Genomic DNA, 23,273 nt, shown 5'->3' on the forward strand with positions numbered 1-23,273 from the left:
CCGCGTGTCCGGTCTGCCGCTCAACCTGCCCGTGTACATGTTTTCAGACAAGATCAAAAAGTGAAAAAATGGCGTGTAAGACACTGTTTTTTCACTGATTTTGTGTCCAAAATTGCGCAACTTTTCCGCTTTTGTTCTCATCCCGTGACCGTTTCGGATGCACCGCTGCCCATGCGGGTCGAGACGGTTGAGAGGTATTGTCCCACTGTCCAGCCGCTCATGTTGTTGGCAGCCAGCGAGGAACGCGACACGAGACTGCTCAGAGGTGTGCTGCTGGTCGCTGCCGCGATCTTTGAACCGGCCGACGGTCCGAACATATAGGCGGCGTAGACCTGCGCCGAGGTTGCGGGTGTTCCGGTGGATTTGGAAACAGCGCTGGCATAGGAACTGATGATGGCACTGGCGACTTTCGCCTGCGCCGTCGGATCATTCCGGTCAGCACTACTCAGCCCAAGCTTGGATGCGTAGTCGTTCCATGTGCCATTGGTGATCTGCCAGACCCCCGTGGCCGATGAAGAACTGTTGCCGGTGTTCTGGAAATGGCTTTCGATCTGAGCATAAGCTGCGAGCGTATCGGGGTTGATCCCGGCAGCTTTGGCCGCTGCGACAGCATCGGCGCCATAGGATTGCGACAGCAGTTTGGACATCGCATCACTGCTGCCCCACGCGCCCGAGTAACGCGACGCGCTCCCCGATGTGCCTGCTCCTGATGAGGAAGACGTCTGCGCACCTGGAAAGACGAAGGTCGGCGCACCAGCCTCTTCGATGCTCGGCACGATCTGGGTGGCCACCTGCGCGACACCCGGCCGTGCAGCGATACACACAGCCAGCAGGCCCAGTCCGCTCCACCGGGCCAGAGAGAGGGGGCGCGTCATGCGCCAGGATATGAGAAGAGGATCATGCCGTCAGATGGTCTCATTCCGGCCACGATGCAGTGTGTGCCCGCAGAGGCTGTCGTGGATGTCCAAGGCTGCAGATCCTCGGTCGGTATCCATGCGGCTTTCCCATAAGCACGCAGGATGCGGGTCCAACCGCCTGAAGTCGTCGTGGTAACCGCAAGCTGGGGTGGGGCGACACCAACCTGTCTCGTATTGCTCCCAGGTCCGGCATAGACCGGTTCAAACGCCATGTGAGGCGACATGCACGTAACGTGCCCGCCAAGCGGCATCAGCTGCGCCTCAGGTGCGGGGTCGACAGGCGGTCCCCAGTCGCGCGGGCCGATGGCTTCCTGCCGTTCAGCAGCCAGTCGGTCGAGTTCGGCAGGCGACACATCCTGAGCGTAGGCTGGCCCTGCCAGCAGGCCACCTGTCAACAGGGTGAGGGTAAGCGTGGATCTGAGCGACACGGGGCGGCTCCTTTGCCTTGTTGGTCTCTCCCCAGTATGTCTCAGACCGTTGTGACGCTCTGCGTTCGGTTTTTGTTCCACAGAGCGTCACAACGCTCTGGCGCATCATGGGGAGAGAAGGAGACCCCAATGCGACATTCCCGAAACGCTCTTCTGGCGGCTACAACCCTTGTGACCCTTTCAACACTGGCGCACGCCCAGCAATGCCCAACTCTGCCCCCTGTGGAAGTGACACCCCCGTTGGCTGTCCCATCAGGCACCCCTGACACTGGTCCTGTCCTGCGCCCCACCCCGACCGTGCCCACACCACGGCTCATCCCGGCCGGGGAAATTGCAGCAAGCCCTGCACTCCGACGCATCACCAGTACAGGTGCGAAAGTCTATGAGATCGGTAACCACGTCATGAATCATGGCCTTCAGGGTGTATATGCCGTCAATGGCGACATCTTCCGGGTCTTCTACCTGACCCCGGATGGGCAGGCGCTGATTGGCGGTGTCCTGTGGGAGCAGGACGGGCACAACGTCACGCGTGATACCATTGCCCCGATCAAGGGAGCGATCCCTACCGTGACCATCACCGGGGCAAAAAAAGCGGCATCCGGGCAGGCCAGTGCACCACTCGATGCGACAACGCTATCGGCCGAGCAGGTCAAGCGCGTCGCTCAGGCCAATATCGGGCTGGAAGGACGGGACGGGCTACCGCGCCTGACTATGGTGATCGACCCGCTCTGCCCCTGGTCAATCCGCGCACTCAATACGCTGGAACCTTTTGTCGCACGTGGCCAGATCCAGCTGGCGCTGCTGCCGATCGCGATCAATGATCACGAAAACGGCAATGCCAGCACTCCGGCCGCCACAGCGCTGTTGTCAGCAGTGCCATACGAGATGCAGGCGACATGGCAGAAGATCATCGATCTGCATCACGTCGCAGACGACATGTCTCGCACAGACGAGGCGGCTCTTCATCTGCAGCAGAATATGGCCGTCGCCAATGCCATCGGTGTCCCAGGGACACCGACATTCATCTGGCGCGACAAGGCGGGTGCCTCGCATGTCACTGAGGGGTTGCCTGGGGATGTTGAACAGCTGATACGGGAACTGGGGCGGTGAGGCGGTCCACACGCCCCATTCTAAGAGTGGGGAAATGGCTGATTTTCCCGCTTTACCTGCCATTCGTGAGGGGCGTGCGCACCTTTAACCTGTCGCGACAGTATCTGCGCGACCGGAAAGCCTTCATCGAAGCGTCAGCCATCGACACGGCTCTTGCTCCCGTTATGGACCCGGCGACAATCAGGGCGCTGGTGTCCACACGGCGCAACGGGCGGTTCTGCCTGGTCCTGTTTGTGGGCACTCTGTGCGTGTGGATCTGGTCGTGTGTTCACCAGGGGACAAGGCTGGCCAGTGTCACCAGTCTGCAATTCGGGGTTATCCTGCTGGTGCTACTGGCCGAGTTTATCAGACTCAGCTTCTCGAACTGGATGCTCCGAACCGGAGGCATCGGGCGGTTCGGAACGTTCATCGCACGGGGAAGCAATCTCTGGCCCCGTTAGGGAGCACTGCGTCGCGCTGGAGCCTCAGACTTGTCGCGCTCTGGCACGAGGCCGTGCTTCCAGCCAGTTTTCAACCTTCAGGCGCAGTCTGTACCAGAACTTTTGGCCTATAGCGGCGGGATAAAGAAACCCTTGATACAATCCAGATTGTAAACTGCTATCTGTGTGTGTGTTTTGGATCGAAACCCGCTACCCGGGTATAGTGGCGCGCCTTCCTGAAAAAGACCTCTAACCGTGTCGTAAGCGGCGGGTAGCGGAGAGCCTGTGTCTAACGAGGCGTGCAGATAGCGGATAACGGCGCAATCCAGATTGCGGAACAATTTGTCGTTGTTGGAATCGAAACTGGCGTCACGATTTTCAGGAAGGGGAGTGCCTTGGACATCAAGAGTCGCCTTCAAACCGTCATAGGCTACTTGAAGGAGAGCGAGATCCTCGCGGTTCGTTAAATCAAGACAGTTGCCAAGATCGAGCACGACACCAACAACGAAAGGCTTGAAGGTCGGGTCACGCTTTTTCTTCTGTTCCGCCCATTCATAAGCCCGTTGTGGGTCTGACTCCCAGAGATAAAACCCCGGCCCCAGCCAGTCATAAGCTGTTTCCGACTTGATAGGCTGTTGCTGCCGCAAGATGAGACTACGGCCCACCTTTTCGGAACATCCATGATACCCGAGAACAAAAGACGTATGCAGAGCAGTCAATGCGTCACGCCCGCATCATGCCATCGGATCGGGGATCGCGTGTATATTCCTTGGTAATATTGCCCTTGCGATCGACAATACCCATACGCTGCAGAGCCGCACGGGCGGCGGCTTTGCTTTTGATATTGGCATTGGTCTGTTTCTTGATTGCCTCAAGAACTGCCTGTCGGGTGTCAGTCTTCATAAAACAACAATAAACGCAGCTGACCTGAGAGTCATCATCAATCTGCTCCGCTGGCTTATCATGTTCAGCCGTAAAACCCCGTCTTTTAGGGCGGGGATATAAGGCGTATTTTTCTTGTACCAGTTGAGTGGAACTGCTAAAATCTGGGCATGATTCAGCGCAAGGCGAATACCTTTCGGCTCTATCCAGATGCAGGGCAGCGGCTCAACCTGGCCCAGATCGCGGGCGCTTGCCGGATGGTCTATAACCTCGCTCTGGAACAGCGACGGGACTGGTGGCAGCGCTATAAAGCCGTAACCGGCAAGTCCATTTCCTATAACATGCAGAGTGCTGAATTGACGGCCCTCAAGCGTGAGGTGGACTGGCTGCGCGAAGCGCCCAGTCAGGTACTTCAGCAGGCGTTGCGTGATCTCGACCGGGCGTATCAGAACTTCTTCTCAGGACGCTCAGGCTATCCAACCCCGCGCCGCAAGGGTCGGCACGACAGTTTCCGTTTTCCTGATCCCGCTTCGTTGCGCGTCGAACGGACAGGGAAGAAAACCGGGCGTATCAAGCTCCCCAAACTCGGATGGGTCGCCTTCCGGGGCTGGTATGACCTGCCCGGCGCGATCCGCAACGTCACCCTCTCCCGGCGGGCCGGGCAGTGGTTTGCATCCGTGCAGTGGGAGCGTGAGACCGAAGAGCCTGCGTCCTCGGTTCTGCCTGCTGTCGGGATCGATATGGGTGTGGCCGTCTTCGCCGCCATGAGCAATGGCGAAACTGTCGCGCCGGGAGACTTCGGCAGGAACGCCCTGCGCGCGCTGCGCAAGGCCCAGCGCGCCGTCTCTCGCAAGAAAAAGGGGAGTGCCAACCGGCGCAAGGCCATACGGCGTATGCAGGCCCTGCACGCCCGCGTGGTCAATGCCCGCAAGGATTTCCTCCACAAGCTCAGCACGACCATCGCCAAGAACCACGGCACGGTCGTTGTGGAGGCATTGCAGGTGCGGAACATGTCCGCATCCGCCAAAGGCTCGGTTGATGAGCCGGGTCGCAATGTCCGGCAGAAGTCCGGGCTGAACCGCAGTATCCTCGATCAGGGCTGGCGGATGTTCCGCACCCTGCTGGGATACAAACTGGCCGAACGGGGCGCCATGCTCATTGAGGTGCCCGCCGCCTACACCAGCCAGACCTGTTCTGCCTGCGGGCAGGTGGATCAGGCCAGCCGGGTCAGTCAGGCCCGCTTTGTCTGCACCACCTGCGGAAACACCGGCAACGCGGACATCAACGCCGCGAAGAACATCCTACGGCGGGCGGACTGCCCGTTGAAGCCTGTGGAGGGACACCGCACCAAGCGGCCCGTTGAAGCAGGAAGCACCAGGAGGGCAGCTTAATGCACGCCTACACTGGAACCATCGGCCTTCAGGCCGGTGAGCAGGTCAGGTTCTCCTGGCGCAGATCAAGCTCCCGGTTAAGAAAACACGACAACACCGTCTGACGGGCGGATGCCTGCGACAGTGCAGCGTGTGCCTGCGGTGGCGGTTGTCGAATGCCATGGCAGAACGTCCGCTGTCGGGATCCAGGCGTAACGGCCCTGCCCTCGGATGATCCGCGTCCACTCGCCCGATGTGGTCGTCGTTACGGCCAGCTGGGGCAACGCGACACCGATTTTTTTCGCATGTTTGCTCGGCCCGGCATAGAGCGTTTCGAACTCAGTCCGGGGCGACATACAGGTGGCGGGATCCTTCAGGGGTACGGGCGGCGCCTCGGGAGCTGCTGCGACAGGCGCGCCCCAGTCGCGTGGGCCGATTTCGGCCTGCCGTTGGGCTGAAAGCCGATCCAGTTCGGCAGGCGACATCGTCTGGGCCTGCGCGGCCGACACGAGCAGGCCGGTGGAAAGCAGGACAACGGCCAGTTTGGGCATAATCGACACGGGAAAATCCCTCTAAGTGGTTGAACACGTCGATTAGCATACCGCTTGTCGGGAAAGAAGATTCCAGTATGCAGATCAGCCTACTCGTCCGGGGCACGATCCTGCAAAGTCTGGGCTGCACGGCGGTTCAGATGCTCTGCCAGCAGAGCGGCTAGCGTAGTTTGCAAGCGCGGCTGTCGAGCTGCGGACGTTTGGTCCGGTCGTTCAGCAGTTTTGGACACACCAGGATCCACGGTTTCAGCGCACATAAAAAAACTCCATACTGGTCAGGACAGGCGGTTGCCTCGTTTCCCGATCAGTATGGAGCTTTCAGTTGTGACGCGGTCAGAAAGTCCCGGCGCGACCTGTTGCCTGTGATACTGCCCATTTGGCGTGTTCATAATCCGGGCGGCCGGCCTGATCGACCGGGTCTGTCGGGCGGATTATCGTGCCATCGCGGGACGCGACAGAGGGCGACCAGCGCGCCGGCGATGAGCCGTAAGACGCATAAGGGTCGTATTGTGCCTGACGCACCGGCGGAGGCTTGAGCGGCCTGTCATTCGCCGAGCGTAGATTGCCGTGCGCACACCCGGAAAGCGCCAGCATGCAGCCGAGTAGCGGAAGAGGCAGCCTCATGCCTGCTGCGCTCTCATCTCTGCCTCAAGGGCGGTGATCAGCGCAATGGCATCTGCTGGCTGGCCTTTAATCGTGTTTATGCACTTGAGGAACCGATTAGATTTTCTCACCAGCTTATTATATCTCTCGTTCAGTTCGTTCAGTTCCTCCCACCCTCGGTCTTTCTCAACCCGCAGGGCCTCCTGCGCCTGAGCGAGCTGCTGACGCAGATCGGCAGTGACCTGCTCTTCTTTTTCCAGAGCTTCTAGCGTTCTCCTACTCAACGCTTTCCACTCAGATCGTTCGTTCTGGAGCTTGAAAGCCGTCACCTGCCAGTGGTTAGCGACCTGCGTCTGCTGGGCGAGTGCGCCTGCCATATTATTCTGACGGCCCTGTTCACGAGCCATCCGGGAGAGAGTTCCCTGAATGCCACCCAGTGCACCTGCTGTTACAAAATCACTGCACATCGTTCGTGCCCTCAAACATCGGTCTGTGTAATGGGTCGCACCTGAGCGGCCGTTGTTGTATCCATTGCAGGTACTGTATCATCGCTCGCGCCATCGCCACCACTTTTATCTGCACTTCTTCTCGTATTTTCAAGATACTGTGTGCCGATCTGACGACCAGTATCTGCTCCCTGCTCGACCGGCCGGCTGGAGGATTTTTCGAATTCTTCCGCATCCACACGGCTGGCCGCACCAAATCCGACCATGGAGGCCATGTGATGGGGCAATGTGGTGATCAGGCGGAAGGACAATGTCGCAGTCGTCATCTCCATGGCGGAATACATGATGATCATGGCGATCAGGCCGACCCAGTTATCGGTGAGATAGCCATGATCCAGCGTAAAGGTCGAGGCGACCAGAAAGCTTTTCATCAGCAGCCAGGAAAACGCAGAAAATATTGTATAGCTGAACACCATACCGATCACCATCATCGCCGGCCGGAAGAGAATGGTGAAAAGAATCTCGTAACCCCGCACCCCTTTGCCGTGTATGCCGTCTCCTGCGAACGTCATATGGGCAAGGAACCAGAGAGGCGCATAAGCGACAGCCTCGACAACCAGCAAAAACCATCCCGTAACGCCGGCAATCCAGTACAGATAGGGCATCATTGGCAGGACATAGGCCAATGTGACCCCTGCCGAGAGCAGAAAAAGACAGGCCGTAAAAATTACCGGGAGCAGGCGGGTAATCGTTCCGCTTAAAAAGGTCGCCGCAGCGGCGGTAGCCGTGGCGCCCCATTGTCCCGTGACGAAGGACGCAACGCCCGCACCAATATCGAGAGACATGCTGCCTGCGGCCACAGACAGCGCAATGGCGGTCAGGGCCAGATGGATGAGCAGATGCCCCATGCCGATCATGGCTCCAAGGGGATCAACCCAATCCGTGCCAGAGCTGCCCATCACCAGATGGTTCATGATGAGTTCAAGCGTGCCTGGTCCGAAGTTCAGGTAAGTCAGCACCTTTGTCCAGATCGCCGTGCTATCTGAAGAGACACGGGCATTGGCATACAGCCGGGGTGATGTGCTGTTGGGAGCTGGCTCGTCGGCAGTCTGAAGTGTCGCATCCATCTTGCCGAGATAACTGGATACGCTCTGAAGGAACGGCAGCAGGTCCTGCCCCAGATACGGGCCTGTGCCGGCCCATGATGGTGCTACGACAGCGGGGGTGATCGAGGACACTGAAATGACCTCTGCATTCAGGCGGGAAATTTCGAGATAATAAGCCCCAAGTCCCGTCCAGCCGAGGGAGCGGAGCTCCGCGGTTGCTGAATTGTCGCTCGCCGTTGACCCGGCGGCATTTCTAACAGCCGAGACCACGCTGGAGGCGATGCCCGTCAACTGCCCGTTGAGGTAGTTCGACTGCGCGACGAATATCGTGTCGAGTGTTCCCAGTGTTGCGACATCACGAGTTTTCCATAGGGATGTTATGGTGTTCTGCAAACTGGAACGGATATTTGTCGCCAGCGTTTTTAAGGACTGGATTTGCTGGCTGCTGACGCTACTGAAATCAATGCTCTGGTATTCGGTCGTGGTCGCGGTTTTAACGGGCGTGCTGATGGAAACCAACCCGCAGGTCGGCATGGCCGTGCCGTTACCATTGGCCATATTGTAAGAGAGGGACACCGTGCCATTGCCATCGTCAGTGATAGTGGGCTCCGGAACAAGAACGGGATTGTTGGAGGCCGTGTTGATCAGGGCCCTACATATCTCGCTTTCCATGACACCAAGCACGACCTGACGCGAGCCCGGGATCATGGGCGTTGCCAGAGGGAGTGCCTGTGGTCCCACGGCGTTCATCACCACTTTTTCCTCGATTGTGGCCATACCGATAGAAGCCTTGGCAAAATTCACAATCAGGTTTTGACCAAGCGAAAATCCGTTGAGGACTGGCAGCATCATAATGACGCTGCCGACCGCACGCACTGGCACCCAGCCGCCAAAACTGGCGGAGAACACCTTCCCGGTTTCGGCCGTTTTCTGAATCTGCGCCAGGATGGAATACATGATCCAGAAGCACGCCATAATTGAGACAAAGGTGGTAAACCATTGCAGCAGGGTGCCGGTGGCCGTATCCGCGGTGCCGTCCATCGGGAACAGGCTATCGAGAACTCGCGAAGACCAGTCATCACCAGCGACAAGGTCGGCCCAGCTTACATTCTCGAACCCGTTCGTGGCGTGGGCTGGTCCTGCGTGAAGCAGAACCAGCCCTCCAAGTAAGGCTGCCACCAGAGGCGGCGAAAGCCGCGCCATTTTGGACACACCGCGCATGGCTCAGGCTCCCATGGACGGGCTGTTATCGCGCCCCTGCTCACGTCCCTGGGTGAGAGCCAAAAAACGCGCCTTCACCTTCTCCATGATGCGTTCGAGTGCGCCCCCGATGTTCTTGATCAGACTCTCGCCGGGATTGCGACCGGGCACGTCCTCCATCTCCATGGCTTTCTGGCCGGCCCTCTCTTCGACCTCGACAACGGACTGGGCGTTGGTCGCACCGCGTTCGGCGGCCTCACTCTGCAGAGAGCCAAGGTTGAGACGCATATTCTGCAGTGTGTGGCCCAGGTCACTGTAAGCCTTGCCTACCCGTTCATCGGACAGGCGAAGCTTCTCGAACTCCTGCCACAGGCCATGATGCTTGCCGCCCTCACCCATGCTGGCAATCAGAGCAGCAGGTTTAACGCCTTCCTGTCTGGCTGTTTCTTCCATTTTTTTAAAAAAGGGCGCAGCGGTCTGTTTGAGATCCTGATAGTTCGTGTCGGCTGTACGGATGTCACTGTCTACCGTTGCGACCAGACTATCGATCCGGCGCTGGTCAGATGCGACAGCCTGATTTGCTAACCACGATTTGGCAATATTGGCCACCTTGGACACAGCATGCCCTGCCAGACTACCTACAGGAGCCTGTGCCGGTTGGGCTTGCGTGGGTTGCGCTTGAGCCGTGGTCTGAGCCTGTTCAACCTGCGTCGCTTTAGCGTCTAATTGCTTATCACCTGCGCGTAGGGTTTGGCTCTGGGTGTTGCCCTGCCCCGTCTGCCCGTTGGTCTGCTCCGCCTGCTTCTGCTGAGTCCCTTGCTGCTGCTCAGGGGGGGTATTTTGGGCTTCCTGTTGGTTGTTCATGTCTTTGTTGCGGATATCGTTCTCTTGGTCTTCCGACATGCCGGCTGGCACAACCGGTTCCCCGGCTGTCTGATTGGCCGCCTGTGCGGGCTGTGGAGCCTTCGGCTCTCCTCCCGGCGCTTCTACTGCTTCGCCAGCACGGGAGACAGGATTACCGTTTTCGTCACCAAACGGAATATTCATGGAAGCATGGCCGTGTGAGGGATCATCCTGGTCCACGTCCGGATCGCTGGCAGGTCGCATGGTCTCACCCACCTCCTGTCGCGGATCAACTGTCGCCTCATGAGACGCCGCCTGCGTGGTGCTTTCGGCGACAACGCTCGCCGCAACCGCAGACACCGGCTCCACAACGCCGGGCTCGGACTGAGCGACAGCTGGGCCAGTCTGTGCAACATTTTCTGAAACAACTTCAGGAGCGACCACGGACGCTTCTGGCGCCACGACCGGCGCAGGCTGTGGAGCCGGAGCGGGTTGCGCAACAGGGACCTGCTGCTGTACGGGCGCGACACCGGCCTGCGCCGCTCTGGCCTCAAGGGCGTTTACCCCGGCCGTAATCAGAAAAGAGGTCTGCTGTTCCGCCGGTAAGGAGCCCAGCTCCACGCTGGCGTTACGAATATCCGCGACAAGCTGGCGGTCATTCATGGAAGCAGTCTGCTGGAGCATGGATGCCATCTGCGGATTGCTCATGCCGGGATACTGAGCCGCCATTGAGGTCAGTCCTGCCTGCAGAAGCGGGGACACCTGCACCCCCTGCCCCGTGCCACTGAATTTCGGCCAGTCCTGCATAAGCCATGCAACATGGGTGGCAAATTTCGGATCATTCTCCAATGAAGGATCGTTTTCGAGCTGCTCCTGCAACTCTTTCAGCCGGTCGGCCAGCCCACGCTGGTCTTCAGGCACAGATTGCTGCTGCTGCCCCATTGCCTGCAGCACACCGCTGATGGTTGAGGAGGGGGACGTCGTTGGCTGCACGGCCGAGAGTGCATCGGACATGGTGTTTCCTTATGGTTTAGGGAGAGGGAACCGGCAGGGTGCCGGCAGAATGGCGGCTGAGGGCCTCATCGGCCTCGATCGCAAGACGTTTTGCATCCGCGACTGCGGTCATTTCCCGAAGCTTGTAGGTGTTCCACAGGAGCCAGTTACGCTGGGCATCCAGAAGGGCGATCTGGATCAGAACGGACTTTTCCGATGACATTGCCTGCAGATCGGCCTGCCAGTCCGTGCCGGAATACTTCCGGTTAATCTCCAGCTCTGTCGCCTGCCACGATGACCCCTTATCGGACACCGTAAGCCCTTCACGCTGTGCTTCCGCCTTCTGGGCCGCTGTCAGAGTGATGGTCTCAGCGCGTTGGCTCAGAACGTGGTCAACAATCATGTGCGCCAGATGCATCGCCGCATTGTAGGAGCGGCGAAACGGCATAAGCTGTTGCCCCTGTGTGGAGGTGATGGCGCTACCGCGTTGCGCAGCTGGGGCAACCGGTTCGATCAGGGTGACGGCATAGGCATTCGCCCGGTCAATCGCGTCCTGACCGGTATAAACAGGGGGCGTAAACATGCTGGTCGCCGCCTCATCCGCCCCCTTCATCGTGGTGTCGGCAAGTTTGCACAGCCCTGCGTCCGCCTCCGCATCGTCGCAGTATTTGCCAAAATGGGCGTTGTTGTTGGCCTGTGCCCCCTGCCCGCCGCCAGCCCAGGAGGGCGTGCCTTTTTCAGCACGCGTACGCGCGCCCTTGACAACGTCGAGTGCTAACGCGACATCGCTGGATTGGCGGGCTGCGATAATCTGTGCTTGTCCGCCTTCGAGATTCAAACAGTCCTGACGATTTACCGCATGTAGATCCTGAATTTCTGCATGGCGAATTTCCTTGGCGAGCTGCGCCTGCACCATGTTATTGGCGTCTGCGATCTGCTGCTGTGCGCCAATTTGGCCCTTCAGGTAGTTGGTGATCTGATTGAACCCCATCCCCAGCTTGTCATTAAGCAAACCCAGCGACCCATTAAGAACTTTCTGAGCGGTCGTGGTGACTGTGGTGATGGCGCTTTGAGCGGCAGCTATTGCAGCTACAATAGGGCCAATATCAAACCCAAAAGCCTGCGCTGGACGGGGCGCGGCCATCTGGCCCAGAAACAAACCACCCATGAGGATGAAAATCACCCCCAATCGGGGAGACGGTCGTGACATGGTCAGTCACCCCCCGAAAGGCCAAAAGCCTTGGCCGCATCGCCCAGCTTATAGCCGTCAGGCAACTGCAGGGTGCCATTCACATCCCAATGGTTCGTGCCCGTTCCATTGGTTCCACTGCTGATCAGCGTGTCGCCACCACCGCCGAAGCTCACCGTTGGACAGACGGTTCCCGAACCAAGACCAAGGTCGAAGTTTGTATCCGGCCCGGTGAGGGTCAGCCCGCATTCGACGGCACCTTGCAAGCTGTCCCATGCCGAAGTGAGCTGACTGCAGATTTTCCCCATTGCACTGCGGGCTATGGATTGTGCGCTGAGACCATTGGTCAGCATGTCCAGACCGACACCGTTAAAGAAGCTGTCGAGGCAGGTGAATTTGGTCACTGACTCCGGCATCTTGATCAGGGAATCATCAGCTTTCATCTGGGCCGCAGCACCTGTCGCCGCCGCCTGAACCAGCGCCTGGCAGCCTTCAGATGTGGCCGAGGCAACGCCAGCCGAGATAACCAGCCACCCCGAAGCACCAAGGACCAGTCGCGATACAGGCCCCCATCTCATGATGTCGTCTCCTTCTGCTGTGTCTGCGCAGCAGACGAAATAGCAATGAGAGGCTCGTCACCCGGGAAGGCAATGGCATCGAGAATACGCTGGGCATAGTCACGTGTAAGCCACTCAGGCGTAGGGGAAGCCTTTTGGGATATGGATTGAGGAACGGTCATGGTCTGTCCTTGTGAGGTTTCACAAAGTCAGTATGCGCTCGGCCGTTGTGACGGCGGACGTGTGCTCAGGAAGGGCTACAACATGCCGTCATTCTTATGATATACTGAACAAGAGGAGACCGGATCATGCGCCCATCAGAAGTGCTTGCACTGCATCGTGACGCCATTGTGAAGCTAACGGCACACTGGAATCTTACAAACCCTCGGGTGTTCGGCTCTGCTCTGAAACACCATGACAATGATCAGAGTGATCTGGATATTCTTGTCGATGCACCAAATGGTGCAACGTTGTTGGCACTAGGCGGCCTACAGAACGATCTCGAAGAACTCCTTGGAGTGCGTGTTGATTTATTGACACCTACCGAATTGCCCGTGGGATTTCGTGACAAAGTTCTGGCTGAAGCCCGCCCCGTATGAGAGGCGCCTTCCGTTTTCAGGACTATTTGATTCATATGCGCGATGCACAGGCTGATGCGGCCAGCTTCATAGGTACCATGTCGCGTGAGGAATTTCTTCAGGATCGGCGAACCCAACAGGCTGTTGTGATGAGTCTGATCATTATAGGTGAAGCGGCGTCGAAAATTATCAATGCATGGCCGGAGATCAAGGATACCTACCCAGACATTCCATGGGGCGCGATGCGCGGCATGCGCAATCGTATCGCGCACGGTTACTTTGCCGTTGATTATGGCATGGTATGGGACACGGTAAGAGAAGCTCTTCCCGCCTTAGGACAGCAACTGGATTTATTACTGAAAGAAATTCAGAGACCTTAATTCTGGAAGATATATTCTATTAACCACTCCACTGGCGGCAAAAAATAAGAGTGATGATACGTGTAATTTTTGGACACGGATGGCCGCACCAGCTATGCGCCAAGTACAAGCCAGACTAGACGAAATGTGAACCGAGGCAGAAAACGGTAATATATCTACAGATTGTAAAACCCCGTTTCGTTTTTCCGCCTGTTCAAAACAGATAAAAAAGGATGCGGAATACGATTCCGTTATGATAACGAAGGGAGATATTCAATTCCGACATTGCTGGAGCCCACACAGTGCAGAGCCTGTCCCGGAGAACGACCCAAACCACCCAACTGGCGTGGTTCTTTCCCACTACACAGCAAGTCGCACTGGGGACAGGCTTTCGTGGCCCCCCAACAACGCGCTCCGGCTGGTCCCGTGATGAAGAACTCTATCTCGCGCGGACCTACCCTACGAAAACGGAAGCCCCTTTCATTTCAAAATTGATCGGGCGTACACTTGGTGCCGTACGCCGCAAGGCTCAGCGCCTTGGGCTACGGCGACCGCTACGCGGTCGGGCGGCTAAAGCCGCCTTTGCATTGACGCCCCCCCCCCCCCCCCGCACAATCTGGGGATAACTTCAACACTTGCCCACGCATTTTCTGATTACTTTTCTGCCATTCGTCGTACATCTTCCGGACGACTGATATGGGATGGCACGGCGATTGATCTTCTCGCCGATCTCTGGAAACGCCTGTTTTCCGTCACCTGTATTGCCCGGATGCTGGGTATCAAACGCACAGCAGTTTCAGAAGCCGCACGGCGTGCCGGGCTTCCTGAACGTGCAGGCCTCACCTTGGAACATAACATCCCACAGGGTAGCCCTCAGGATGTTCCCGTTAACGATACAATCGCCAGCCAGATAATCCGAAAAATCTGCAAAATTACAGGACGGCCATTTTTCGTACGCCCCCGTGACGTGCGGAAAATCCATTACAGTTTCCTCGGAAAACTGTTTCTGGCACGGCGACGTGGCACTCTCGAGGGTATCGGCGAGTATGTATCACACGCGCTTGATACAGACCGCCTCGCCTGAGCCATGCGTAATACCTATGACGCCGTAACCAGACGGCTCAATGACCCAGCATTCGCACGGCAGGTCATCCGTTATCTGTCTCTTGTCCTTCTGGCGGCACTTTGTGAAAGCTTCACAGTGTCAACAGCCCTCTTTTACGAGGTCACCCACAGGCCAAAGCCTCAGCACATCTATCATGACCCATTTGGCAAGCCCCGCGAACTGATCGTGACCGACCAACCGTATTTTACGGACTCTCAGGTCATGAACTGGACTGCGGACAAGATTACCAACCTCTACACGTTCAATTATCTCGACTACGGCAAACATCTCGACAGTTGCGCCGGATACTTTACCAGTGATGCATGGAACAGCTGGGCCGCCGCCTTTCAGGGGCCGGGCAATATTGAATTCATTCGCACGAAACAGGTGCTCCTCACAGCCGCCCTGAAAACGGCTGCCAGCGTCGAAAGTTCAGGTCTAAACCGGCATGGCGTGTTCGAATGGCACGTCGCATTCCCCATGTATCTGAAATGGACTAACGCGGCCGGTGAAAAAACTGATGTGCTTGCGGTAAGGGTTACGATTCAAAGGACAAATGATCCGCTTCATCCCGATGGCCTGATCATCACGCAGCTCAACGCACCCAAGGCAACAACCTGATGCGTATAAACAGGATTTTTCTCGTGCTCATTCTGGGCATGATGGTCTGCGCATCCTCCACAGCGTTCGCGCAGTCTCGCCAGAACGGCGGTCCCGATGATCGGGAGAAGGATCATCTTGATCCAATCTATGCCGGGTCATTGCCGCCACCTCCAGCAGCGCGCCAGAACCTGTATGACCGCTACGACACAGGCCAGAAGTCTCTGGATGCGGAGGACGATCCGCATATGCTCGCAAGTCCCACCTCGCGATCTCTGAACATATCTTTCGAGCCGGGCGCGCAAATTCCCATAGTGCGCCTCGCACAAGGCTATCCAGCAGCGATTACCTTTCTGGATGCGACTGGTCAGCCCTGGCCAATTGCATGGGATCTCGCCACCAACAAAGCTGCAAGCTGCGACGAGAAAGGTAACGGCGATAAATCCACCGTGCGCGCAGTTGGCATCAATGCCTGTGTTCCACAGCCTGACTCCAATGTTCTGCAGATCACCCCGGTATCGCGCTATCCGCGCGGCGGCATACTGGTGACGCTCAAGGATGCCCCAAAACCCATAAGTTTCATGATTGTCGCTGGCACGGGCACCTATGACGCAGATCTTACCGTCAGGATCACCCGAAGAGGGCCAAACGCCAAAGATCAGGCTTCAACGCTGGGTGCAGTGCCAGACACCTCTGATCCGGTCCTGAACAATCTGCTTGATGGCATTCCCCCCGTAGAGGCGGTGCCATTGCTCGTTTCTGGCGTGAGCGCTGACCGTTTGCGCGCCTGGAAGCTGAAAAACATCATGTATATCCGCACAACCTTCGAGCTATCTTCACCGGCTGCCACCGCGCATCTCAGCGCGTTTGACGTGACGGCCTATGCAGCACCCTATTCTTCGCGGCTTCTTGTCTCAACCGGACAACGCCTGGTTCCGGTCTCCGTGCAGGAGGATGGGCCGTGAGCGACGAACCGCAGACGAGCGGCACACAACACCTCAAGTCCTCGTTCGACGGTACCCGTCGGCTACTTCCATGGGTGGGAGGCGTTGTTATTATTGTTGTGGTTGGGGGATATTTATTCTTTGGCACAACAGCCCATGTCCCTGAATCCGCTCAGATTACGCACCCGGACATGAAGAGCCCCGCAGGTGGCTCCAATCATTCAAAAACCATAGATGACCTCGCACGCAAGCGTGACGAACAGGCGGCCCAGGCTGCCCGCAAGGCGGGAAAGTCCTACACCAGTGCCCTTTCGGGACAGGATTTGCCTGATCCACAGGAAGTCGCCGCAGAAATAGGCGATACCCCGGACACCACCCAGAAGCCAGCACCTTCGCCGCCGCCTGCTCCCCCTGCGACTTTCACCACACCGTCACCCGCGCCGCCAACTCCGTCCTTCACGCCATCAACACCACCTCCCTCAAGCGGTCATTTCAACACGGCTCCCGCTGAAAAACCGGCACCGCCAGAGCAGATGTCTGAACGCGCAGAAATGGAACTGATCGCCGCATGGTCTGGCGGACCTCGGGTCGGCCTCGAAATACCTGGTGCAAAAGGCAGTCATGGCGGATCAGGTGACAGCGGGTTTCAGGCAGATGCCACCGAACCCGCAACATTCACACAGCCCTCAGTTGCGACGGCTACCACTACCCGCACGGATGCGGAACTCGCATCGCAGGCCACCCGGTCAGGGAAAGGTACACTCCTGCTCCCTGCCGGGCGGGGCGTTTATGGACACTCCATCCTCACCGTCAATAGCGACCTGGGGAATGCCGTGCTGATGCAGATCGATAGCGGACCATTCCGAAACGCACGCATCAGCGGAACATTCGAGATGAAAAGCGAGCGACTGGTCATCAAGTTCAACAGACTCATGATCGGTGATGCTGATCCCATTTCGGTCTCTGGCTATGCGGTATCGCCCCAAACCGCAGAAGTTGGTGTCGCCTCCGAAGTCAGGGAGCATCTGGCAACACGGATCATCCTCCCCGCTGCAGCCGCGTTCGTCGAAGGGCTGGGTAGTGCCATGTCGAACTCCAACACGACAAATTACAGCAATGGATCGGGGATGTCGTCCTTCACGCATCTTAATCTAGGCGAGCAGATGGGTGCTGCCGCCGGCACGATGGGGCAGCAAGTAGGCCAACTCATCCAGAAACAGACCCCTCAACAGGCCACCGTCATCCTCAAACAGAATGACAGTGTCGGCGTCATATTCGATGAGCCCGTCTACCGCCCCTGAACGGCGTCACAACGGAATGGACGATACTGAAAAGACAACCTCAAGGAGCCACCATGAGAGGCCTCGCCATGACCACCGAACACGAAACAGCATCTGTCACGATGCTACGCAAGCCTGGCACATCCGCAGCTGAACCACCCGCCAGCACACCGCCGCCCGCCACGACACAGGCGACACCGACAACCACACCCGCCCCAGAACCCGGTAGACGGATTTCTCAATCAAAAACCCTGCGGGCTGGCCTCGTCATTGTCGCAGCAGCGGGCATAGGCGCATCAGCCGTCTATGTCACATCATCCCACGGCCCTGCGCCACATACTCGGTCGGCCGCCCACGTGGCTGTTGCAAGTGAAGCACCTGTGAACAGCTCGGGCATCACCCCGCCCGATCTCGGTATGCCTCCAGCGTCACCCGCAAAGCAGGCGACAGCGCCAGCAGCGAGCGCACAGACGGCGGCGCCGACAAACACCGACAAGCCGCCCGTCCCGGCGTCAACCCCGCTCACACAGCCATCGCCGTCTCTGGATGCACCCGCGCAGGCAACTTCTGAAAAGACGGTATCCGGCAGCCAGATAGATCAGACAGCACCTACCCCCACAACGACCGCCGAAGATCAGCTTTTCATGGAAATGAGCCACAAGCTCACCGAGATGACAAACCGGCTGGACATGCTCGAACAGAAATTCAACAATAGCCAGCAGGCGCTGCACGATCAGCTCGTCTCCGGACTGGGCACCGTCGGCGGCCGCCTTGACGAACTGCGCCACCGTGAGGACACGCTGGAGGCCACTCAGAGCGTCCATGTCGCATCACCTCCCCCAACGGCTGCCAATGTAACTGCCAGCAGCACTGCGCCAGCAGCACCGGCACGGAATAACAGCCACAAGGCCACAGAAACAGCCGCCATGCATCATGCGTCTTCTGATGCGCAGCCCGCCGAACACCCGGCTCCACGTCCACACTACACCGTTCAGGCTGGCGCTCCAGACATCGCCATTCTCGAAAGCCCGCTTGGTCAGCCCGTGCGCGTACAGCCCGGCTCCATGCTGGATGGATGGGGTGCTGTCACAGCGATCACGCAGTCCGGTAGCGGCTGGGTGGTCCACACCGAACATGGCACCATCCGTTAAGGCGTACAAACCATGTTGCAGGACCTTGTGGATTTCGCAGGCTCAATTGGCAATGCCTTTGGGATCGCGCTGCCAACAGTACTCTATATTAGCGGCTCGGCCTGCCTGCTGGGCAGCCTGTTGGGTCTCTACAGCCGAGGCAAGGGTGCAACCGGAGCGGCAAGCAGCCTTCCCGTATGCGTTGCTCTGATCACAGCAGGGGCGACATTGCTCTCCTTTCCCGAATTCCTCAACATGGGCAACGCAACGCTGGGCCTGTCGGCAAGGGCTAGCGTAGGCGGCGTCAATTCGGCCGGGCAGGTGACGTTTTCGTCTGACAGCCTCAAAGCAGCGGTCTCTCAGGGGCCGACCGCAACACTGACCGCGATACTGCACATCTTCCGATACTACTTCATGAGTTACGGTGCCTTCTGGGTCTACGTCGCGATCATGCGCCAGCTCAGCTCCATGAAGGGCCGAAGCAATACGTCGACGACCACCAATCTCTGCATGGTCATTGGCGGGTTTCTTCTGATGAACGCCGACACCGTAGGGCCAGCACTCGCAAAGAAACTGCACTTACTGTCCTCTTAATTTTCCAAGGGTTCCCGTCATGAACATCCGAATCAACAACCGCGTTGTCATCGCTCTTTGTCTGGCCGCACTTGTTATGCCCGCCCTGACAGATGTCTGCCACGCACAGGACTTTGAGGAACTGGCGCGCAGCGCAAGCAACCGCGTGAACAACGGGTGGGGCTATCTGATAAATTCGTTCTGCTATATCGTTGGCGGTGGCCTTCTGATCGGCTCTCTAATCTTCGCCTATCGGAAACACAACCGTATGGGTAGCAACGACGTCGGCTATGGCAAGATCCTGATGGCCCTTGTTGTCGGCACCTGTCTTCTGGCCCTGCCACGCTACGCAGGGACGGCGAGTTCGACGATCTTTGGCCTCAAAGCGACGATCACGGGCGAACAGCAGACAATCAAATTCGACGAGTAATGGACGATCTGGTCATCCATTTCCGCGCGCCCAAAGGGAGCTTGACGACCCTCTCGCTTCCTACAGATGGCCAGACCGCATGCGTTTGCTGCGGTCTGGCAGGCGCAACCCTCACCGTCAACGAGACCCCACTCTGCCTTGTCTGTGCGCCTGCCTATGCCGCGGACGACCAGCAGATCGACCAACACGCAGCACTCATATGGCTCCCTCAACTCGATCAGGGCAGCCTGTCGCGGCTGATACGTGCCGCATGGACGGCCCTGCTGGTCTGGAGCCCCGGACACCCCGGACGAGACCGTGCGCTGACGATACTTGATGATCTGTCCGGACGTCGTGAAACCGCCGTCGAGAAGATCGGCACCTATCATCCGTCGCATCTGCGTCTCGCCGTGTCCACCCTCTCCCCCCATCACATGCTCAAACGCCAGAACGGGCTTTCAGGTCTGCGCATCCTACCTGTCGCCGCATGGCGCGAACAGAATAGCGAAGCCCTCAGCACGCTGCTGGTCAACCGGAGCCCTACCCCATGAAACGTCTGTGGCAGAAGAAGATCACCCAGGCACCAGCACCAGCATCCTCAGAGACACCCATCCGCACTACCGAGCGGGACAGTCCTGTTCCACTCAAAAGAGGTTTCCGGCCGCTGGATCTGCTGCTGCGGGGGATCGGCTATCTGTCGCAAATGTCCAAGCGGGATCTGTCGTCGTTCTGCGATCTCGCGACATGCGATGACCATGGCCTCATCACCTTCAGTGGCGACTACGTCACGCTGTTGCGGGTCAAGGGGCTGCGACAGATGGCAAGCCGCGCAGAGATAAAGGAAAAGGCCGAGACCTTGCGACAGGCCATCGGTGGACAGATGGACGGTCCTGCTCATGCCATGCAGTTTTTCTATATGGCCGAGCCGGACGCGTCCGCCTTCGTCAACCGCAACCTCGCTGATCGACGCAGAATTGCTGCGGCCCTGAATGCCCAGTTTGAAGACATTCTGACCGAACGCGAGCGCGTTCTCATTCCCAAAATGCGCCATGAGCGAACATGGCTGGCCCTATGGAGCCGTCAGGGATGCCTGTCCAAACAGGAAATTGCGGCAACCAAGGCCGCGCGCGCGGAGGCATCAAAATTACTCCCCGATCTGGGCGATGGACAAAACCCGCTTATGGGGTCAGTGGAACTCGCGACAATCCATACGGCCTTCGTGACCCATGTCCGCCACACCTTCGAACATCAGGGTATCCTGATGGATGAACTCACACCAGTGGATGCACTACGGGCTATCCGTGAGGAAATATATCCCGAGGTCCACGGCTCACGCTGGACCCCCTCCACACCCAGCAGACGCCCTCCCTCCATCATCCCCGACGAAGAACCTCCCGCCAACGCCGCAGATGCCCTCTGGGCGCCCTTGCGGGAACAGATTTTCATGGATGACGCCTATAAACCGGACTTCTCTACGGTGACGCTGGGAACCCGTGACTGGCGCCCTGTTGATCTGGAGGTAATGTCCGAGACCCCCACACCCTTTGTTGAACTGTCATCCCGGTTAGCCGCTCACCGCATGCCATGGCGGATGAACACGACCATCCAGGGAACAGGCCCACGCTTCATGGGGTGGAAAAAGGAGGTCGCAACCCTCTTACGCTTCGGGCCCAACCGCCTGGTCTATGAAGCGTTCATGGATCTGGAGCGCCGGCGCGAGGCAGGCGAGGCCGTCATTTCCGCCAGGACGTCCTTTGCCACCTGCGCAACCACCGGCGAGCGTATCCAGCTGGCCAGACGAGCCTCGACCCTCGAACAGGCTATTGGTGGCTGGGGAGGGGCGTCGGCCAGTCGCCTGTGCGGCGATCCGCTAGCAGGTGCCCTGTCGTCAATCCCCGGGATCGCACTGGCCTCTACAGCTCCAGCAACCGCCGCTCCGCTGGATGAAACCCTGATGACCATGCCCTGTTTCAGGATGGCAGCCCCCTGGCCGGACGGCGCGGCTCTGCTGCGCGCCAATGACGGCACAATCGTCCCCTTCGACCCGACCGGCAGCGGACGTGTCGCGACACTCGACCTCTTTGTCGCTCCGTCACGGCGCGGTAAGTCCATGCTTGCCAACTCCCTGCTACTGGCCACGGTTCTGAGCACTGCCTCGCTGACCGATGCCGGACCGCGACTTCCGTTGATCGGCAAGTTGGACATCGGCGACGCGGCAAGTGGCTTTATCGACATGATCCGTAACGGGCTGCGAGCCGAGGATGCCCATCAGGCGCTTTTTATCCCGTTCGATTTCCGCCCCGACCATGCCTACAATATCTTCGACACCGAAGCCTGCTGCCGCCAGCCCCTGGAACATCACCGCGCCTTTCTGACCAATTTCCTCTCAACCGTGTGCATGCCGCTCACAGGTGAGCCCTTCGAGGGGATGAACCAGATCATCGATGCGACCGTCAGCACGGCCTATCAGATGTGTTCGGACGAAACTTACTCGACACACATCAAAAAATACCGAACGGGCGACAACCCATTCGTTGATACAGAAGTGACACGACAGGGTTTGACGATCGACGACTACACCACGTGGTGGGATGTCGCAGACGGGTTTGCAGCGCGCGGCGACATCCGTATGGCACGGATTGCCACACAGCATGCCGTACCCATTGTGCAGGACCTGATCGCTGCAACTTACCAGCCTCAGGTGAAAGACAACTACGGCTCCAACACACCCACATCTGGCGGGGAAACCGGACTTGCAATCTTCCAGCGTTACGTAAAGACCTTCATTGGCAAATACCCGACGCTCAACCAGCCCACCCGTCTCGATCTGGGCGATGCCCGCGTCGTCGCCATCGACATCGGCCGTGTCGCCCCCGAAGGCCTTGGCGAGAATGCCCGCCAGTCGGAGCTGATGTATCTCCTCGGTTTTCAGATCATCGGACGGAACTTTTTCCTCGACCCCGATGAAGCCGAAAAAGTGCCTGCTCACGTCCGGGAGATCCATCGTGAGCGCTTCCGCGAATTCCGCGAAAGCTACAAACGCCTTGAATGCGACGAATTCCAGCGCGCGGCCGCTGCGCCCTTCGTGCTGAAGCTTTTCGAAGAAGCGGCACGAAGGGCCGCCAAGCTGGGTGTGCGTCTGGGACTGACCAGCCAGAAAATCACCGATTTTGGCAGCTTTCTCACCACCCATTCGACTGGCCGCTTCATTCTGGGGACAGCAAACCCGACGGAAGCAGATGACACCGCGAGGATACTCGGCCTGAGTGCCGCGGGACGACAGATTGTCCACACCGCCCTGCAGGGGCCACGCCCCGATGGTAGCGGCGCACCCCTGCTACTCCAGATCAAGGTCGGAGAGGACTGGTATGAAATGTTCCTCCTCAACACACTCGGACCAATCGAACTCTGGGCACTCTCGACACGACCCGAGGATGTCGCTTTGCGCAAGCGCGTCTATCACGCGCTCGGGTCAGTTGAAGCCCGCCGCCGCCTGTCGCACGTGTTCCCCAAAGGCAGTGCCGCCGATGAAATCGAGCGTCGCAAAAACGAACAGATGGCCGAAACAAACTCCCTTGACGCACAGGCCGCACTCGGTGGCGTCATCACCGGCCTGGCGGGCGAAATCTGTGACGCGGTCGGTCTGGGTGCGACACTCAGAGCCGCCGCCTGAGGGATGCA

At 58.4% G+C, this 23,273-nt stretch carries 23 protein-coding genes; 13 read left to right on the forward strand and 10 right to left on the reverse strand.

Annotated features, from left to right (window positions below; genetic code table 11):
• Nucleotides 1-137 precede the first annotated feature (137 nt).
• Nucleotides 138-791 (reverse strand): transglycosylase SLT domain-containing protein, encoded by a 654-nt coding sequence (locus tag ACSYTG_RS13525; RefSeq protein ID WP_491706472.1) that lies wholly within the window; start codon nt 789-791, stop codon nt 138-140.
• A gap of 956 nt (nt 792-1,747) precedes the next feature.
• On the opposite strand from ACSYTG_RS13525, the gene ACSYTG_RS13530 reads away from it, so the two are divergent.
• Nucleotides 1,748-2,455 (forward strand): DsbC family protein, encoded by a 708-nt coding sequence (locus tag ACSYTG_RS13530; RefSeq protein WP_491706473.1) that lies wholly within the window; start codon nt 1,748-1,750, stop codon nt 2,453-2,455.
• 74 nt (nt 2,456-2,529) lie between these two features.
• Nucleotides 2,530-2,895, forward strand: coding sequence for a hypothetical protein (locus ACSYTG_RS13535; RefSeq protein WP_489784092.1), 366 nt, complete (start codon nt 2,530-2,532; stop codon nt 2,893-2,895).
• 107 nt (nt 2,896-3,002) lie between these two features.
• On the opposite strand, the gene ACSYTG_RS13540 is transcribed toward ACSYTG_RS13535, so the two are convergent.
• Nucleotides 3,003-3,539 carry a hypothetical protein gene (locus tag ACSYTG_RS13540; RefSeq protein ID WP_489784091.1) on the reverse strand — a complete coding sequence of 179 codons (537 nt, stop codon included), beginning with the start codon at nt 3,537-3,539 and terminating at the stop codon, nt 3,003-3,005.
• A 58-nt stretch (nt 3,540-3,597) separates the two neighbouring features.
• A complete protein-coding gene (locus ACSYTG_RS13545) occupies nt 3,598-3,777 on the reverse strand; it encodes a hypothetical protein (protein WP_095350055.1) in 180 nt (59 codons plus the stop codon).
• A gap of 149 nt (nt 3,778-3,926) precedes the next feature.
• Between ACSYTG_RS13545 and ACSYTG_RS13550 the strand changes: the two genes are divergently transcribed.
• Nucleotides 3,927-5,147 carry an RNA-guided endonuclease InsQ/TnpB family protein gene (locus tag ACSYTG_RS13550; protein ID WP_489784090.1) on the forward strand — a complete coding sequence of 407 codons (1,221 nt, stop codon included), beginning with the start codon at nt 3,927-3,929 and terminating at the stop codon, nt 5,145-5,147.
• 77 nt (nt 5,148-5,224) lie between these two features.
• On the opposite strand, the gene ACSYTG_RS13555 is transcribed toward ACSYTG_RS13550, so the two are convergent.
• The 7 genes from ACSYTG_RS13555 to ACSYTG_RS13585 form a co-directional block, all read right to left on the reverse strand.
• Nucleotides 5,225-5,686: an SH3 domain-containing protein gene (locus tag ACSYTG_RS13555; protein ID WP_489784089.1), complete on the reverse strand. Its 462-nt coding sequence runs from the start codon at nt 5,684-5,686 to the stop codon at nt 5,225-5,227.
• 324 nt (nt 5,687-6,010) lie between these two features.
• Nucleotides 6,011-6,301 carry a hypothetical protein gene (locus ACSYTG_RS13560; RefSeq protein WP_279185355.1) on the reverse strand — a complete coding sequence of 97 codons (291 nt, stop codon included), beginning with the start codon at nt 6,299-6,301 and terminating at the stop codon, nt 6,011-6,013.
• On the reverse strand, nt 6,298-6,747 hold the full coding sequence (locus ACSYTG_RS13565; protein ID WP_491706474.1) for a hypothetical protein: 450 nt from the start codon (nt 6,745-6,747) through the stop codon (nt 6,298-6,300). The genes ACSYTG_RS13560 and ACSYTG_RS13565 overlap by 4 nt, the downstream gene beginning before the upstream one ends.
• 11 nt (nt 6,748-6,758) lie before the next feature.
• A complete protein-coding gene (locus tag ACSYTG_RS13570; RefSeq protein WP_491706475.1) occupies nt 6,759-9,053 on the reverse strand; it encodes a DotA/TraY family protein in 2,295 nt (764 codons plus the stop codon).
• 3 nt (nt 9,054-9,056) lie between these two features.
• Entirely contained in the window at nt 9,057-10,889 is a 1,833-nt protein-coding gene (locus tag ACSYTG_RS13575) for a hypothetical protein (protein ID WP_489784086.1), read from the reverse strand.
• Between the two features lie 16 nt (nt 10,890-10,905).
• Complete coding sequence (locus ACSYTG_RS13580; protein ID WP_491706484.1) at nt 10,906-12,051, reverse strand: conjugal transfer protein TraW family protein; 1,146 nt, start codon at nt 12,049-12,051, stop codon at nt 10,906-10,908.
• 29 nt (nt 12,052-12,080) lie between these two features.
• Nucleotides 12,081-12,500 (reverse strand): hypothetical protein, encoded by a 420-nt coding sequence (locus ACSYTG_RS13585; protein WP_491706476.1) that lies wholly within the window; start codon nt 12,498-12,500, stop codon nt 12,081-12,083.
• A gap of 422 nt (nt 12,501-12,922) precedes the next feature.
• Between ACSYTG_RS13585 and ACSYTG_RS13590 the strand changes: the two genes are divergently transcribed.
• The 10 genes from ACSYTG_RS13590 to ACSYTG_RS13635 all read left to right on the forward strand — a co-directional run bounded on the left by ACSYTG_RS13590 (nt 12,923) and on the right by ACSYTG_RS13635 (nt 23,265).
• Nucleotides 12,923-13,213: a nucleotidyltransferase family protein gene (locus ACSYTG_RS13590; protein WP_165926259.1), complete on the forward strand. Its 291-nt coding sequence runs from the start codon at nt 12,923-12,925 to the stop codon at nt 13,211-13,213.
• A gap of 35 nt (nt 13,214-13,248) precedes the next feature.
• A complete protein-coding gene (locus ACSYTG_RS13595) occupies nt 13,249-13,572 on the forward strand; it encodes a HepT-like ribonuclease domain-containing protein (RefSeq protein WP_472231469.1) in 324 nt (107 codons plus the stop codon).
• 1,066 nt (nt 13,573-14,638) lie between these two features.
• On the forward strand, nt 14,639-15,277 hold the full coding sequence (locus ACSYTG_RS13600; RefSeq protein ID WP_489784083.1) for a DotI/IcmL/TraM family protein: 639 nt from the start codon (nt 14,639-14,641) through the stop codon (nt 15,275-15,277).
• A gap of 23 nt (nt 15,278-15,300) precedes the next feature.
• Complete coding sequence (locus ACSYTG_RS13605; protein ID WP_491706477.1) at nt 15,301-16,221, forward strand: DotH/IcmK family type IV secretion protein; 921 nt, start codon at nt 15,301-15,303, stop codon at nt 16,219-16,221.
• Complete coding sequence (locus ACSYTG_RS13610) at nt 16,218-17,501, forward strand: DotG/IcmE/VirB10 family type IV secretion system protein (RefSeq protein ID WP_489784081.1); 1,284 nt, start codon at nt 16,218-16,220, stop codon at nt 17,499-17,501. Before ACSYTG_RS13605 ends, ACSYTG_RS13610 begins: the two co-directional genes overlap by 4 nt.
• Before the next feature lie 623 nt (nt 17,502-18,124).
• Nucleotides 18,125-18,631: a hypothetical protein gene (locus ACSYTG_RS13615; RefSeq protein ID WP_491706478.1), complete on the forward strand. Its 507-nt coding sequence runs from the start codon at nt 18,125-18,127 to the stop codon at nt 18,629-18,631.
• 12 nt (nt 18,632-18,643) lie between these two features.
• Entirely contained in the window at nt 18,644-19,204 is a 561-nt protein-coding gene (locus ACSYTG_RS13620; protein WP_489784079.1) for a hypothetical protein, read from the forward strand.
• 19 nt (nt 19,205-19,223) lie between these two features.
• Nucleotides 19,224-19,613, forward strand: a complete 390-nt coding sequence (locus ACSYTG_RS13625) for a hypothetical protein (protein ID WP_472231476.1) — start codon at nt 19,224-19,226, stop codon at nt 19,611-19,613.
• Nucleotides 19,613-20,143, forward strand: coding sequence for a hypothetical protein (locus ACSYTG_RS13630; RefSeq protein WP_472231477.1), 531 nt, complete (start codon nt 19,613-19,615; stop codon nt 20,141-20,143). The genes ACSYTG_RS13625 and ACSYTG_RS13630 overlap by 1 nt, the downstream gene beginning before the upstream one ends.
• The gene (locus tag ACSYTG_RS13635; RefSeq protein WP_489784078.1) at nt 20,140-23,265 is read left to right on the forward strand and encodes a type IV secretion protein DotO; all 3,126 of its coding nucleotides are present in this window, start codon (nt 20,140-20,142) and stop codon (nt 23,263-23,265) included. The genes ACSYTG_RS13630 and ACSYTG_RS13635 overlap by 4 nt, the downstream gene beginning before the upstream one ends.
• Nucleotides 23,266-23,273 lie beyond the last annotated feature (8 nt).

This window comes from Acetobacter sp. ESL1128 (genome assembly GCF_058505085.1).

Coding starts and splice junctions, on each gene's coding strand:
- ACSYTG_RS13530 (WP_491706473.1), top strand. CDS start 1,748: ATGAATCATGGCCTTCAGGGTGTATATGCCGTCAATGGCGACATCTTC.
- ACSYTG_RS13575 (WP_489784086.1), bottom strand. CDS start 10,889: ATGTCCGATGCACTCTCGGCCGTGCAGCCAACGACGTCCCCCTCCTCA.
- ACSYTG_RS13595 (WP_472231469.1), top strand. CDS start 13,249: ATGCGCGATGCACAGGCTGATGCGGCCAGCTTCATAGGTACCATGTCG.
- ACSYTG_RS13625 (WP_472231476.1), top strand. CDS start 19,224: ATGAACATCCGAATCAACAACCGCGTTGTCATCGCTCTTTGTCTGGCC.
- ACSYTG_RS13550 (WP_489784090.1), top strand. CDS start 3,927: ATGATTCAGCGCAAGGCGAATACCTTTCGGCTCTATCCAGATGCAGGG.
- ACSYTG_RS13560 (WP_279185355.1), bottom strand. CDS start 6,301: ATGAGGCTGCCTCTTCCGCTACTCGGCTGCATGCTGGCGCTTTCCGGG.
- ACSYTG_RS13615 (WP_491706478.1), top strand. CDS start 18,125: ATGGAAATGAGCCACAAGCTCACCGAGATGACAAACCGGCTGGACATG.
- ACSYTG_RS13635 (WP_489784078.1), top strand. CDS start 20,140: ATGAAACGTCTGTGGCAGAAGAAGATCACCCAGGCACCAGCACCAGCA.
- ACSYTG_RS13630 (WP_472231477.1), top strand. CDS start 19,613: ATGGACGATCTGGTCATCCATTTCCGCGCGCCCAAAGGGAGCTTGACG.
- ACSYTG_RS13565 (WP_491706474.1), bottom strand. CDS start 6,747: ATGTGCAGTGATTTTGTAACAGCAGGTGCACTGGGTGGCATTCAGGGA.
- ACSYTG_RS13585 (WP_491706476.1), bottom strand. CDS start 12,500: ATGAAAGCTGATGATTCCCTGATCAAGATGCCGGAGTCAGTGACCAAA.
- ACSYTG_RS13620 (WP_489784079.1), top strand. CDS start 18,644: ATGTTGCAGGACCTTGTGGATTTCGCAGGCTCAATTGGCAATGCCTTT.
- ACSYTG_RS13600 (WP_489784083.1), top strand. CDS start 14,639: ATGCGTAATACCTATGACGCCGTAACCAGACGGCTCAATGACCCAGCA.
- ACSYTG_RS13590 (WP_165926259.1), top strand. CDS start 12,923: ATGCGCCCATCAGAAGTGCTTGCACTGCATCGTGACGCCATTGTGAAG.
- ACSYTG_RS13545 (WP_095350055.1), bottom strand. CDS start 3,777: ATGAAGACTGACACCCGACAGGCAGTTCTTGAGGCAATCAAGAAACAG.
- ACSYTG_RS13570 (WP_491706475.1), bottom strand. CDS start 9,053: ATGCGCGGTGTGTCCAAAATGGCGCGGCTTTCGCCGCCTCTGGTGGCA.